The 14085-nt window shown below is 49.2% G+C and carries 14 protein-coding genes and 1 pseudogene; 4 read left to right on the forward strand and 11 right to left on the reverse strand.

Annotated features, from left to right (window positions below; genetic code table 11):
* Positions 1-2: 2 nt before the first annotated feature.
* From IPK30_11390 to acpP, 10 genes are all read right to left on the reverse strand, one after another.
* Entirely contained in the window at positions 3-1505 is a 1503-nt protein-coding gene (locus IPK30_11390) for an EAL domain-containing protein (GenBank protein ID MBK8103839.1), read from the reverse strand.
* 67 nt (positions 1506-1572) lie between these two features.
* Positions 1573-1725 carry a hypothetical protein gene (locus IPK30_11395; protein MBK8103840.1) on the reverse strand — a complete coding sequence of 51 codons (153 nt, stop codon included), beginning with the start codon at positions 1723-1725 and terminating at the stop codon, positions 1573-1575.
* Positions 1726-1751: 26 nt separating this feature from the next.
* A complete protein-coding gene (locus tag IPK30_11400) occupies positions 1752-2201 on the reverse strand; it encodes a response regulator (GenBank protein MBK8103841.1) in 450 nt (149 codons plus the stop codon).
* 77 nt (positions 2202-2278) lie between these two features.
* On the reverse strand, positions 2279-4198 hold the full coding sequence (locus IPK30_11405) for a radical SAM protein (protein MBK8103842.1): 1920 nt from the start codon (positions 4196-4198) through the stop codon (positions 2279-2281).
* Positions 4195-5208, reverse strand: a complete 1014-nt coding sequence (holB, locus tag IPK30_11410; GenBank protein ID MBK8103843.1) for a DNA polymerase III subunit delta' — start codon at positions 5206-5208, stop codon at positions 4195-4197. Before holB ends, IPK30_11405 begins: the two co-directional genes overlap by 4 nt.
* Positions 5205-5843: a dTMP kinase gene (locus tag IPK30_11415; GenBank protein ID MBK8103844.1), complete on the reverse strand. Its 639-nt coding sequence runs from the start codon at positions 5841-5843 to the stop codon at positions 5205-5207. The genes holB and IPK30_11415 overlap by 4 nt, the downstream gene beginning before the upstream one ends.
* Positions 5840-6922 carry an endolytic transglycosylase MltG gene (gene mltG / locus IPK30_11420; protein ID MBK8103845.1) on the reverse strand — a complete coding sequence of 361 codons (1083 nt, stop codon included), beginning with the start codon at positions 6920-6922 and terminating at the stop codon, positions 5840-5842. Before mltG ends, IPK30_11415 begins: the two co-directional genes overlap by 4 nt.
* Positions 6915-7733: an aminodeoxychorismate lyase gene (gene pabC / locus IPK30_11425; GenBank protein ID MBK8103846.1), complete on the reverse strand. Its 819-nt coding sequence runs from the start codon at positions 7731-7733 to the stop codon at positions 6915-6917. Before pabC ends, mltG begins: the two co-directional genes overlap by 8 nt.
* Before the next feature lie 21 nt (positions 7734-7754).
* Positions 7755-8993 carry a beta-ketoacyl-ACP synthase II gene (fabF, locus tag IPK30_11430; GenBank protein ID MBK8103847.1) on the reverse strand — a complete coding sequence of 413 codons (1239 nt, stop codon included), beginning with the start codon at positions 8991-8993 and terminating at the stop codon, positions 7755-7757.
* A 105-nt stretch (positions 8994-9098) separates the two neighbouring features.
* Positions 9099-9335 (reverse strand): acyl carrier protein, encoded by a 237-nt coding sequence (gene acpP / locus IPK30_11435; GenBank protein MBK8103848.1) that lies wholly within the window; start codon positions 9333-9335, stop codon positions 9099-9101.
* Positions 9336-9537: 202 nt separating this feature from the next.
* Here acpP and IPK30_11440 point away from each other — a divergent pair, with 202 nt between their 5' ends.
* The 4 genes and pseudogenes from IPK30_11440 (at position 9538) to IPK30_11455 (ending at position 13444) form a co-directional block, all read left to right on the forward strand.
* The gene (locus tag IPK30_11440) at positions 9538-10707 is read left to right on the forward strand and encodes a branched-chain amino acid ABC transporter substrate-binding protein (protein MBK8103849.1); all 1170 of its coding nucleotides are present in this window, start codon (positions 9538-9540) and stop codon (positions 10705-10707) included.
* 18 nt (positions 10708-10725) lie between these two features.
* A complete protein-coding gene (locus tag IPK30_11445) occupies positions 10726-11652 on the forward strand; it encodes a branched-chain amino acid ABC transporter permease (GenBank protein MBK8103850.1) in 927 nt (308 codons plus the stop codon).
* Entirely contained in the window at positions 11652-12680 is a 1029-nt protein-coding gene (locus tag IPK30_11450; GenBank protein MBK8103851.1) for an ABC transporter ATP-binding protein, read from the forward strand. Before IPK30_11445 ends, IPK30_11450 begins: the two co-directional genes overlap by 1 nt.
* 1 nt (position 12681) lies before the next feature.
* A pseudogene (locus IPK30_11455) lies at positions 12682-13444 on the forward strand (ABC transporter ATP-binding protein).
* On the opposite strand, the gene IPK30_11460 reads toward IPK30_11455, so the two are convergent.
* Positions 13416-14081: an HAD family phosphatase gene (locus IPK30_11460; GenBank protein MBK8103852.1), complete on the reverse strand. Its 666-nt coding sequence runs from the start codon at positions 14079-14081 to the stop codon at positions 13416-13418. The pseudogene IPK30_11455 and the gene IPK30_11460 overlap by 29 nt on opposite strands.
* Positions 14082-14085 lie beyond the last annotated feature (4 nt).

A 14085-nucleotide genomic window follows, 5' to 3' on the forward strand; every position in this document is an offset into this window, starting at 1 on the left:
AATCAACCCATTGCTTGGATTTGTTTTTGTTCAGCGTGCAAAATGTCTGAAAACGCGCTAGTGGGGACCGGCTTAGAAAAATGGTAGCCCTGATAAATATCGCACTTTCTTCCAGCAAGGAACTGCAATATTTCGTGACTTTCTACGCCTTCCGCAATCACCTTCATGTGCAGGTTGTGCGACAAGCCAATAATTGCAGAGGCGATAACCGCATCATCTTCGTTGTTGATGAGATCGCGCACAAACGACTGGTCGATTTTTAAATAATCGATAGGAAATTTCTTCAGGTAACTCAAAGAAGAATAACCCGTACCGAAATCATCAATGGATAAATTCACACCCATTTCTTTCAGCGTTTGCAGGATTTGCTGACTCAACAGCGTGTCCTCCATCAGCGTTCCCTCAGTGAGCTCCAGATCCAGCATATGTGCTGGCAATCCCGTCTCAGCCAAAATATTGCCAACAGAGAAAACTAAATCCGCACCGCGGAATTGATAGGAGGAGATATTGACGGAAATGACATGGCGTTCAGAAATTAGCCCGCTCTGCAGCCAATCTGACCACTGCTGTGCGGCAGTTTTCATTACCCATTCACCCACAGGTAACACCAAGCCGGTTTCTTCTAGCAGGTCAATAAATTGCGCGGGTGGCACTAAGCCTAAAGTGGGATGCCGCCAACGAATTAAGGCCTCTGCCCCCCGTAGCAAACCGGTTTCAACATGCACCTGTGGCTGATAAAACAATTCAAATTCTGCACGCGCGAGTGCTTGGTATAAGTTTTGTTCCAGTTGGTTGCGCGACTCGGACTCATCGCCCAACTCAGCCACATAAAACTGATATTTGTTGCGACCTAAACTTTTGGCGCGACTCATTGCGGCATCGGCTTTACGAATCAACATTTCACCACGCCCATCGCAGTCGCGAGAAAACACAATGCCGATACTGGAGCCGACATACATTTCGTGGCGGTTGATGTTAAATGGCTTTAACAGGGATTCGATAATGTTTTGCGCCACGGCAGCAGCTTCATTTCTTGACTCTAAGTTTTCCATCAGGATGACAAACTCATCACTGCCGTAACGAGCGATCAAATCTTGTCGGCGAGTGGCTTTTCGAATTCTATCGGCAGCACTTTGCAACAACATGTCACCAGTGACATGTCCAAAGGTGTCATTAATAATTTTGAAACGATCCAAATCAACAAACAGTAGTGCCAACAAAGTATTGTCTCGGCGTGCACGCACCAAGCCCTGCTCTAAGCGGTCATTCAATAACGAACGGTTTGCCAAATTGGTGAGCGAATCGTGATAGGCAATATGTGATAACGCTTGTTCTGCTTGATTGCGCGCCTTGCGTGTTTCCACATCGCGCAGTTCGCGCTCAATGGCAGGAATTAAACGCGCCAAGCGATCTTTCATTATGTAGTCATTTGCGCCACTTTTCATGGCATTCACGGCGACAACTTCATCAATCGTGCCGGAAACAATAATGATTGGAACATCCAAGCCGGATTTTTTACCCTATCCAAAACATCGGTAGAGTTAAAACCAGGCAGTGTGTGATCGGCAATAACTAATTGCCAATGATGTTGTTCCAGTGCTTTTCTAAAGCAGCAAGGCTATCAACACGCTCAAATTGCAGCACATAGCCGTTTTTATTCAATTCGCGAACAAGCAGAAGCGTATCGTCTTCGCTGTCGTCGATTATCAGAACATTCAGATACATACAGTCTCAAACTCTTTGTGTTCAGATCAGTTGCTATTAATGGATAAATTGGGTGTGCGGTTAACTTGTATCCAGTATTTCGCTAAATCATGAATAACTTCAGCAAACTCATCAAAGTTAACGGGCTTTTGTACATAGCTGTTCGCACCCAAGCTGTAGCCGGCAATGATGTCGGTTTCTTGGCGCGAAGATGTCATCAACACCACAGGGTGGTAGCGTGTGCGCGGATCCTGTCGAACACGGCGCAGCACATCCAAGCCATTAAGCTTGGGGAGTTTCATATCCAGTAAGATCAGGCGTGGCTGCTCGCGGGTGTCGCGCTCACTGTATTGGCCGCCGCCGAACAGGTAGTCCAAGGCTTCTGCGCCATCACGAACCACCACTACTTCCTGTACATACTCGCAACTACGCAGCGCACGCAGTGCCAAAATCTCATCGTCCGCGTTGTCTTCCACCAAAAGGATCGTGTTTTGCATGTGGTGTGTCACCTGTTGTTGGTATGATCTAGCCTCAGGCCATTGTGCTGGTGCTTGTTGTGACTAGCAATAGCTAATCAGCCGAGAAAAAGGTTTACCACCGATTCAGCAGCCATCTCCCTGGTCACTTCGGTAGCCACTGACCAATCGCCGCGTATCCAGCTGCCACCATCGGGATCTTTTAGCACTGTACCGACACCGCCCGGATACGCCACGCGCAACGAACTATTAGCCATAAAATCATCGACAGTAGGTAGATCCATCGCTTCTAAGGCACGAATAATCGACGGGGCATCGGCAGCAAAATGGTGCACTTCTGTAGACGGATTGCCTTTACGGGGACACAGTGCTTTATCTAGTGCCAACATTACATCAACGCGTTTGTGCAAAGCCGGTTCTGCATCGTGGGCATCCAGCCATTCATGAATCGCTGCACTGATGATATGGAAGCTATTGTCGATATCATCAAACAGCGCCACATACAGTTCGGCACGGTTTTCATAGATTTGCAGCTTATCGTGCACAGTCATTTCATTGACAGGCGACGAGGTGATGATGTGACCGTAATGTTCTAGCAATTTTTTCAGAATCGCACGCAGCAAAGGCGATGCAGGAATACTCGCTTCCAAGGCTAAATAGCGAATGGTAAATGGCAACAAAGTGCCGTGTACCAACACCATATGTGCGGCAATCAAGAAATAGCCTTCTAAGCCTTCTTCTACGCTAAAAGTGTGGCAGCCGATGACATATTCACCTTTCGCGCGACCATAACCCGCCACCGGCACGGTTTCAATTTGATATTCAAAACGCTTTTCATAAAACTCAGTGCCGGGCAGCAAGTTGTAAGTAAAAATATTTACATTCGGAAAGGTGGCGATCAGTTTATCGAGATTGCGTTCGAAGTCAGCCAAGTTATCGCCGGGCAAGCCCCAAATTAGTTCTGCCGCAATCGGCACACCTGCTTCTGCCATCGCTTTGGCGATTGGCTCGTATTCATTGGCGGCCATGTTTTTACGGTTGGACAATTCCAGCGCTAACGGCGTGAGCGTTTGTAGTGCCAATTGATAGTGTGGCAATAAACCGTGCTGATTTAGCATCAGCACTATTTCTTGTACACGCGGGTTGTGTTTTTTGGACCACGAAGTGGCAAATGTTGATGGCAAGCCAGTTTTTGTTTTCAGCTCGCAGGCGATGCGCGTTTTTTCAATATCTTCTTTCAGCGCGCCAAAGTTGGAATCAGCCAACCAAATATTAGCAATTCCAGCATTGACGATCTTCTCCCAATCGCTGCGCGTGCGTTCCAACGGGAACTGATAAATTTTTGTGCCGAGCATACCCGTGCCCCACTCACAAAAAGAACACTTAAATGGGCAGCCGCGACTGGTTTCATACGCTACAGATTCATATAAGGGTTTTCCTTCATCATCGGTTAAAGGAATAACTTCTAAGGCCGATGGAAATACCGATAAGTCCGTGGTGCGTGCGCGCGCAGGATTTTTGACAATCGCGCCTTCTTCCACAAAAGCCAAGCCATCAATGCTGCGCCAGTTTTCTAAATGGGCTTTGTCTAGCCATTCGACAAAAGTAAATTCACCCTCACCCATCGCAATTGCATCGACAGGGTCGATCAATAAATAATCTTCCACTTGTTGCACATGCGGGCCGCCAAGGATGATCCAAATGCCAGGACAGCTCTGACGAATGCGTTTGATCAAATCAATAAACTCAGCCGCATTCCATGTGTACACGCTAAAGCCAACTATTGGCTGCAACCCTACTGCGAGCGCAGCATTGGCGGTAGCTAAACATTGCGTCAACCATTGTCCTTGAAACCATGGCTCAATATTTTCGCGCACCAAAAAATGCACGAGTTCAATCTCTGTTTCTCCTGCTGTTTTTCCGTATTTTTGAAAACAGGCTTTGAGGCCACCGGTGGTCATCGGCGCTGCGGAGAATCTTTCGCTGTCCATACTAAACAGCCATACCGGTCTTTTCATGTTCCACCTATTTTTGAGTGCGGTGCAATCCATGCAATTAATAGCGATTCAAATAACATGCGCGCATTGGGGTTGGCCGTGCTCAATGCTTTGCGGCGTGCAGCCAATAATGCGTCGTAAAAAATTAGCGTCGATGCTAGCGCTTGTGCGCTGGCTTGCTGATGCACTAACGACAACCACCAATCCAACACCAACAGTGTGTCGTGTTTTGCCAGCGTTTCTGCTGTGGTCAAATAATCCATTTTATTCTGACGACAAGCCTGCAAAGCAGTAATAACTTCTTTGTGTAGTGTGTCCTGGTTGTCGTTTGCCGCCGCTAGCGCTTTTAACGGCGCTAGTGCAGTAAATGCCAGCGTTGTGTTGGCGCGCTCTGCACTGATCCCTTGCAGTTCCAGCCATTGCAAAGACTGCTCGTGATCAGGTGTCGGACAAAATAAAGCCTGACAGCGGCTGCGCAGTGTGGGCAATAAACGCGATGGCTGATGCGAGATGAGAATGATGTGCGTATCTGCGCCCGGCTCTTCTAGAGTTTTCAACAGTGCATTGGCTGCATTGTGGTTGAGCCATTCTGCAGGTTCAATCAGAGCAATGCGTTTACCACCTTGATGCGCTGATTGTGTACTGAAGTGAATTAAATCACGAATACAATCAATTTTTATTTGACGACTGGGCGCAACGCTCTTTTTAGCCTTGCGACTTTTTTTATCGTCATCTTCATCGTTAACGGCGGTGCCGTAACTTGCATCTGCCAGAAAAAAATCCGGATGTGAACCTGCTACAACCATCTGACAGGCATGGCAGCCACCACACGGTAGGTTCTGCTTAGGCGTTTCACACAGTAAAGACGCAGCCAATAAGCGCGCCAAACGCCCTTTTCCGATACCTGCTACACCATGTAATAACAACGCGTGCGGTAAACGATTTTGTGTGTGTCGCTCAATAAGTGACGACCACAAGTCAGCCTGCCATGGCAGTGGCGCTAAAACCGGCAAATTGTTTGCGTTAGTCACGCTGCGCTACTCGCAATAAATTGCTGCAAATAATGGATAATATTTTTTTGCACGACTTCCAACGACTGTCCGGCATCAACAATGCGAAAGCGTTCGGGAAATTGTTTTGCGCGCTGATGGTACATGGCGCGAACGGCTTCAAAAAAATCCTGCTGCTCGCGTTCAAAACGATCAATCTGTTCACGATTACCTAAACGCGCCAACCCTGTGCCGACATCCACATCTAGTAAAAGCGTTAAATCCGGCTGCAAACCGCCCTGCACGACGGTTTCTAAGGTGGCAATTGTATCCAATGACAGCTTGCGACCGCCGCCTTGATAGGCATAAGTGGCATCGGTAAAGCGATCACAAATCACCCACTCGCCGCGTTGCAATGCAGGCAGTATCACTTGTTGCAAATGCTGCGCTCTGGCAGCGAACATCAACAATAATTCTGTTTTTTCGCAGACTTTCTCATCACGCGGCGCTAATAACAGACTGCGAATTTCTTCTGCCAGCGGTGTGCCACCCGGTTCGCGCGTTTTAACATAGGAAATTGCTTGTGCTTGCAAAAAACTTTCCACGCAAGCGATGTTGGTTGATTTTCCAACGCCTTCGCCGCCTTCAATAGTGATGAACTTTCCTAATAATGTCATGGCGCTGCTTCCTTGTTCACGGCAGGCACTTCGTTCGACGCTGGTAGCGGCGGTGCAGATTGATAATTGTCGTTGCGGCGCAGCTGAAATTCATTGATGGCATTCTGATGCTGCTCCAATGTTTCTGAAAAAGTGTGCGTGCCATTACCACGCGCCACAAAAAATAATGCACCGCTGTCGGTGGGATGCAGCGCTGCATGGATGGAGGCGCGCCCAGGCATGGCTATTGGCGTGGGAGGCAGGCCGTCTATCACATAAGTATTCCACGGCGAGTACTCTTTGAGTTGGCTGCGTTTTAAGTCGCCATTAAAGTTTTTCCCCAAGCCATAAATAACAGTCGGATCTGTCTGTAATTTCATGCCTTTTTTCATGCGCCGCACGAAAACACCGGCAATCTGTTTTCTTTCATCAGCTACACCGGTTTCTTTTTCCACAATACTGGCCATGATCAGTGCTTCGTACGGCGTTTTATATGGCAAGTCTGACGCACGATTTTTCCACTCTTCATCCAAAATGGAATTCATGCGGTTGTGTGCAACACGCAGCACATCGGAAACTTTCATACCACTGACATAGCTATAAGTATCAGGAAATAACCAGCCTTCTGCCTGCTGGCGCGTAAATCCTAACAGCGTCTTGTGAGCCTCATCACTGAGATTCGTTAGATCATCAATCAGCTTTTTTTGTTCGGACAGTTGTTTTAGTGCATCAGCAAAAGTATTGCCTTCTACAAAAGTAATTTGATACTGGATAACTTTTCCTGACGCCAATATCTGTAACAGAGTCTCTCCGGTAACTCCCTGCTGCAATTCGTATTCACCCGCACGAATATGCGTTTGATTTTTCCAGCGTGCATACGCCAACAGCCAGCGCGGATGCCGCACCACCCCTTCTTCTGCCAAGCGGTTCACAATACTGGTCAGCGTTTCACCCTGCCCGACCAGAACTGTTTGTGTCGGCGTGGCAAGTTTTATCGGTCGATACAGAGTTCCATTAACCTCCCATACGCCGTACAACAGCGTCAGGATGACGGCAAAAACCAGTGTTTGGATAACATAGCGAGCCGTAAACTTAGACATAAAGCCTCGTGTAACCCAACACAGACAGTTGCTGCCAGAATTGTTCAGTCATTTTGAGATTCATTTTAATTTTACTGACACCAATAGCTCGCACAGGAACAATACCGATGACGCTGTTGCAGATAAACATCGCATCGGCGGCCAAACAATCGTTCAGTGTCAAACGCATTTCTTGTACTGGTAGTGCCATTTGTGCAGAAAATTGCTGCATCACCGCTGCGCGCATCACACCAGCTACACCACAATGATTTAGGCTAGGCGTAAGCAATGTTTTATCGTGCAAAATAAAAACATTACTGCTGATACCTTCGATCACACTGCCGCTTTCATCCAGCATTAAACCTTCTTGATACAGCCGCTCATCGCGCTCGTTGGCGGCCAGCACTTGCTCCAGGCGATTCAGATGTTTGATACCCGCCAAGGCTGGGTTACTTGATAAGCGTTGCTGGCACGACTGCAAACCCACGCCTTGTGTTAAACGCTGTTTAGAAAATTGTGGAGCGGAATAAGCTTTGATGCTTACCGTGACATTCGTTGCCGTTTGCGCACGATAGCCGCGCTGACCACCTGCGCGCGCAATGACTATTTTTATCACCGAGTTGCTGTGCTTCATGGCGCAGGCAAAAAAATCTTTTTCTATCGCGGCAATATTGCAGTTGATGTTGAGTCGTTTTGCCGCTTCAGTTAAACGCGCACGATGAAACGCCCACAAAGGCGCAGCACCGTCAATGACAAGTATCGTTTCAAAAAAACCATCGCCATAAGAGACGGCTCGCTCCCAGGCGTTTGGAATGGCAGCGGCAGCGTGCATCTGAGCTTACCGCCGCCTGCGTCAGACTTTTCCGAACAGCAAAGTGCCGTTGGTGCCACCAAAACCAAACGAGTTGGACATGGTGTAGCGAATATTCATGGCCTGTGGTTGATGTGGCACAAAATTCAAATCGCAACCTTCATCTGGGTTGTCCAAATTGATGGTGGGTGGTGCGACTTGATCGCGAATTGCCAATACAGAAAAAATGGCCTCAATCGCGCCGGCTGCGCCCAATAAATGTCCGGTCATGGATTTGGTGGAGCTCACCGCCACTTGTGCAGCCGCATTACCCATCACACTTTTCACTGCGCGACATTCAGCAATATCGCCCGCTGGCGTGGAGGTACCGTGCGCGTTGATGTATTGCAAATCAGCTGCATTAATTTTTGCATCGCGCAAGGCATTCATCATTGAGCGTGCCGCGCCGTTGCCATCTTCTGGTGGCGAAGTCATGTGATAGGCGTCATCACTCATGCCAAAACCGCACAATTCGGCATAAATTTTTGCACCGCGCCCCTTGGCACTTTCGTATTCTTCCAACACCACGATGCCTGCGCCGTCTGCCAGAACAAAACCGTCGCGGTCTTTATCCCAAGGGCGGCTCGCTGTGGTAGGCGCATCATTGCGAGTGGACAATGCGCGCGCGGCAGCAAAGCCACCCAAACCCACAGGTGTGCAAGCCATTTCTGCGCCACCGGCGACCATCATGTCGGCCTCGCCCAGTGCAATCATGCGTGCAGCCAAACCGATGTTATGCGTACCCGTTGTGCACGCTGTTGTGACGGCAATGTTCGGACCGCGTAAACCGTATTTAATTGCCAAATTACCAGCGACCATATTGATGATGCTGCCCGGCACAAAAAACGGTGAAATGCGGCGCGGCCCTTTGGTGTTAATCAAGTCGCGGTTTTCTTCAATCGCACCAATGCCGCCGATGCCGGAACCAATAGCAGAACCGCAACGATCGGCATTTTCTTCCGTCACCACAAAACCGCTGTCTTCCACGGCTTGCATGCTGGCGACTAAACCGTATTGGATAAACGCATCCATCTTGCGCGCATCTTTTAATGGCATGTATTGCTCAATATCCAAACCGCGAATATTGCCGGCAAATTGTGTGGTGAACGGTGTGGCATCAAAGTGTTCAATGGTGGCGATGCCACTTTTAGCTGCCAAGATACCTTCCCATGTACTGGCGACGGTGTTGCCCAATGGCGTAACCATGCCCAGACCTGTAACCACAACTCTTCTGCCTAACACGCAAAACTCCTTCGTTATGCTTTGACCCAAAAGAAAAGCCGCACTGCAAAGTAACGGCTTTTCAATTTATAGCTGATCGAGCCGAACCGCTACAGCGGTTCAATCTCACTTCAGGTGCGTATTGACATAATCAATAGCCAACTGAACGGTAGTGATTTTTTCAGCTTCTTCGTCTGGGATCTCTGTGTCGAATTCTTCTTCCAGAGCCATGACGAGCTCAACAGTGTCCAGAGAATCTGCGCCGAGATCTTCTACGAAAGAGGCTTCGTTTTTAACATCTTCTTCTTTTACACCGAGTTGCTCTGCAACGATTTTCTTAACGCGTTCTTCAATGCTGCTCATGGTTCTAGTTTGCTCCGTAGGGGTTATCAAGACCGGCAGCCGTTGTATTTGTATAACTGCGCCGATTTCGAGTGGGCATTCTACCTGTATTTTTTTTCAAAAGGAAAGGCTGAGAATACTTGCAAATATCGTAGTTTTCGGGCTGAGAAAAAAGGATAATCCCGCATCTTGAAAGTCAAGGACTTTTCTCATGCGTGTATCGATGAAGGCCGCCTGTGCGCTCTTGGCTTCTCTCTCTGTATTAGCGGGCTGTGGCAAATCACCTGCACCAACCTCCACCACCCCCAATAGCAGTGCCGCCAGCGATACTCTCAATATCCGCATCGGTCATGCCGCCCCGCTGACAGGGCCGCAAGCCCACCTCGGCAAAGATAATGAAAACGCCATCCGCTTGGCGATTGATGAACTCAATAGCCAAAACTTCATGATTGCCGGCAAAAAGGCGCGCTTTGAGCTGATGTCCGAAGACGATATGGCCGATCCGCGCACGGCCACGCAAGTCGCGCAGAACTTAGTGGATGCCGGTGTTAGCGGTGTCATCGGGCATTTGAACTCAGGTACCACTATTCCTGCCTCCAAGATTTATCACGATGCCGGTTTAGTACAAATTTCTCCCTCTGCCACGGCTACCGCCTACACCGAGCAGGGCTTTCCTGGCGTGTTTCGTGTGATGGCGAATGACAGCCAACAGGGCAAACAACTGGCGCGCTACGCCGTGCAAACACTGGGTATCAAAAAACTGGCCATCATTGATGACCGCACCGCTTACGGCCAAGGCTTGGCGGATGTGTTTGCCAAAACAGCTGAATCGCTAGGTGCCAGCATTGTCAAACGCGAATTTACCACCGACAAATCCAGCGACTTCAACGCCATTCTCACCAGCATCAAAGGCTCTGATGCACAACTACTGTTCTTTGGCGGCATGGATGCACAAGGTGCACCGATGGTGAAGCAGCTGCGCGCGCTGGGCATCACCATGCCTTTTATGGGCGGTGACGGTATCTACACCGCAGAGTTTCTCAAGCTAGCTGGCAATGATGCTGAAGGCGTGATCGGCTCCCTGCCCGGCATCCCTTTGGCGAACATGAAAGGCGGTCCAGAGTTCAAACAAAAATTTGAAGCCAAATACGGCGTGATCCAGCTCTACGCGCCCTATGTTTACGACGCTATGAATATGATGGCTAAAGCCATGCAACAAGCGGGCAGCATTGACCCCGCCCAGTACCGCCCTGTGTTGGCGACGATGGAATATGCTGGGCTGACTTCTGCTATTCGCTTTGACGCCAAAGGCGATCTACTTAATAGCCCCGTTTCTATCTATCAGGCACAAAACGGGCAGTGGCAGTTCATCAAAACTGCCAGCGATCAATAAGAATAACGCCTATCAACAATGGAAATCTTTGCCCAGCAATTAGCCAACGGTCTGATTCTGGGCAGCATTTATGCTCTGATCGCTCTCGGCTACACCATGGTGTACGGCATCCTCGGCCTGATCAACTTCGCTCACGGTGAAGTCACCATGATGGGTGCCATGCTGTCCATCACCCTGCTGAATGTGCTGCTGAATATTGCCGGTCTACCACCTGCGCTCTGCATTGGCATTACCCTACTGATTACCCTGCCCGCCTGCATGTTGTTAGGCGTGGGGATTGAACGCATTGCCTACCGACCGCTGCGCAATGCACCGCGTTTGGCACCCTTGATTACGGCAATTGGGGTGTCCATCGTGCTGCAAAATGTGGCAATGATGATTTGGGGACGCGGCTATCAACGCTTTCCTGACATCCTGTCTACTCAACCTTTTTCCTTTATGCACGCCAGCCTAACGCCCACCAAAGTGGCCATCGTGCTGGTTTCCGCCTTGGTGCTGAGTGGTTTGTGGCTGCTGGTGAACCGCACGCCGTTGGGACGCGCCATGCGCGCCACCGCGCAAGACAGCCAAGTGGCGCAGTTGATGGGGGTCAATATCAACCGCGTGATCGCCGCCACTTTTGCCATTGGCTCAGCTTTGGGTTCACTGGCTGGCTTTTTGGTAGCGGCGAATTATGGACAAGCCGACCCTTACATGGGTTTTATGTTGGGCTTGAAAGCATTTTCTGCCGCGGTATTGGGCGGCATCGGTAACTTAGCGGGTGCGGTGATCGGCGGCTTGCTACTCGGCTTAATTGAGAGTTTTGGCGCGGGCTATATTGGCGAACTGACCGGCGGTGTTTTAGGCAGTAACTATCAGGATATTTTCGCCTTTTTGGTGTTGGTCAGCGTGTTGGTGCTAAAACCCTCCGGCTTGCTCGGCAAAAACACCGTGGAGCGCGCCTAATGAAAGCCACCGTCCCCAATAAAGTGTGGCTCGGCTATGGCTTGCTAGTGCTGGCCGCTCTGTTGCTGCCTTTTTTAACCGGCGCCGCTTTTGGCAGCGGCTGGGTACGCACGCTAGATTTTGTGCTGCTCTCCGCCATGCTCGCACTGGGCTTGAATATTGTGGTGGGCTACGCGGGGTTGCTCGATCTCGGCTACATCGCGTTTTATGCATTAGGAGCTTATGTGTACGCCCTGCTCGCTTCACCGCATTTAGGATTGCACTGGTCTCCGTTTGTTATTTTGCCATTAGGTGCTGTGGTGGCTGGTATATTTGGCGTGTTGCTCGGCGCACCCACACTGCGTTTGCGTGGCGATTATCTCGCCATTGTCACACTGGGTTTTGGCGAAATTGTGCGTTTATTCATGAACAATCTTGATCGCCCCTTTAATCTCACCAACGGCCCGCAAGGCATCAATTTGATTGATCCTTTGTTTACTGTGCAGCCATTTCAGCTTTTTGGTTTGCGTATTACTTCTGTTTATCTCTACTACTATTTGTTTTTATTTTTAGCCTGCCTTGTCGTTTTTATTTCAATCCGATTACAAGATTCACGCATTGGTCGCGCATGGATGGCCGTGCGCGAAGATGAAATGGCGGCGAAAGCCTGCGGCATCAATACTCGCAATATCAAATTATTAGCCTTTGCAATGGGCGCCTCCTTTGGCGGTGTGGCGGGTGGTTTATTTGCCGGCTTTCAAGGTTTTGTCAGCCCAGAAAGTTTTGTGCTGCTCGAATCCATCATGGTGCTGTGCATGGTGGTGCTCGGTGGCATGGGCAATATTGCCGGCGTGATTTTAGGTGCAGCACTATTGACGATCACACCAGAAATTTTTCGTGATGTCGCAGTGCCTCTGCAAAACTCTTTGCTGGGTCGTACCGTGATCGATCCTGAAAATTTGCGCATGTTGTTATTTGGGGTAACGCTAGTTGCCACGATGCTATATAAGCCACAAGGTTTGTGGCCTGCACGCTTTGGCAGTCGCTGAAATGCAACCATTACTGGAAGTGTGCAATATCAGCAAACGCTTTGGCGGTTTGCAGGCATTGGACGATGTTTCCTTTTCTGTGCCAGAAAAATGTATCTATGGCGTAATCGGTCCAAACGGTGCGGGTAAAACTTCGCTGTTCAATATTATTACCGGCCTGTATCAAGCAGATACCGGAAAAATGTTGCTGTACAAAAAATATTCTGAATGCGCCACCTCATAACATTGTTGAACAAGGTATTGCGCGTACTTTTCAGAACATCCGTTTATTTAGCAACATGACGGTGCTGGAAAATGTCATGGTTGGCCGTCATGCACGCACAAAAACAGCAGCACTGGGTGCTGTGTTGCGTCATTCAGCAGCGCGCCATGAAGAAAAAGCCATTCGTGAATGCGCCATCGCACTGCTGACTTATGTTGGCTTGCAAGAGTCGCTATACGATAAACGCGCGGGAGATTTGTCTTACGGCTACCAACGGCGCTTAGAAATAGCACGCGCCTTGGCAACCGATCCCCTGCTATTGGCATTGGATGAGCCTGCAGCAGGCATGAACCCTACCGAAACCGAAGCACTGCGCGAATTGCTGTTACGAATTTGCAGCGATGGCATCACAGTTTTGCTGATAGAACACGATGTAAAACTGGTGATGGAGTTATGTCACCACATCACCGTGTTGGATTACGGAAAAAAAATTGCCGAAGGCGCGCCAGAACAAGTGCAACAAAACCCTGCGGTTATTGAGGCGTATTTGGGGAAAGCGTGAGCAATGCACGGAGCTCATGAATGGCGACATGAAAATCATTCGTAACTTGCATGCCATGTATCCCAAGGCATTCTGCACTCAAAACATTTTGCTCAACATCATCAAGAAACACTGCGCGTTGTGGCGCAACATTACCCATAGCTACCAACGCGTGTTGATAAATCGCAGCATCCGGTTTGCGCATACCAAGCTCGCTAGAATCAAATACTTGATCGATTAATTCATCAACAGGCATCAGCGAACGCCAACCATCGCGAAATTCGCGCACATTGTTGGTGATGATCGCCGTGGCATAGCCTGCAGTTTTTACTTCGCGCAGCAAAGCAACCATCGGTTCGCGCATCAAATTGCCACTCGCCATGCGTACTAATAAATCTAACGGGTCGACGGTTAGCTCAGCACTTTCACCCAAAGCCATAATACCTGCGCGTGCATCATCAAAACTGATTTCTCCACGCTCTAGTCGATGCCAAGGATGATCGGTATCTTGATGATACGCACCAAACATCAACCCAGAAAACTGTGCAGTATCCACACCCATCTCTCTGGCCATGCTTTCCACAGCAGCAAAAGGCGACTCTGTAAAAACACCGCCAAAATCAAACAGCACCAGATCAATCGAGCGTGGAGTTTTCATAGCA

It is taken from the genome of Cellvibrionales bacterium, from assembly GCA_016713115.1.
In the GTDB taxonomy this organism is placed as follows: Bacteria; Pseudomonadota; Gammaproteobacteria; order Pseudomonadales; family UBA7239; genus UBA7239.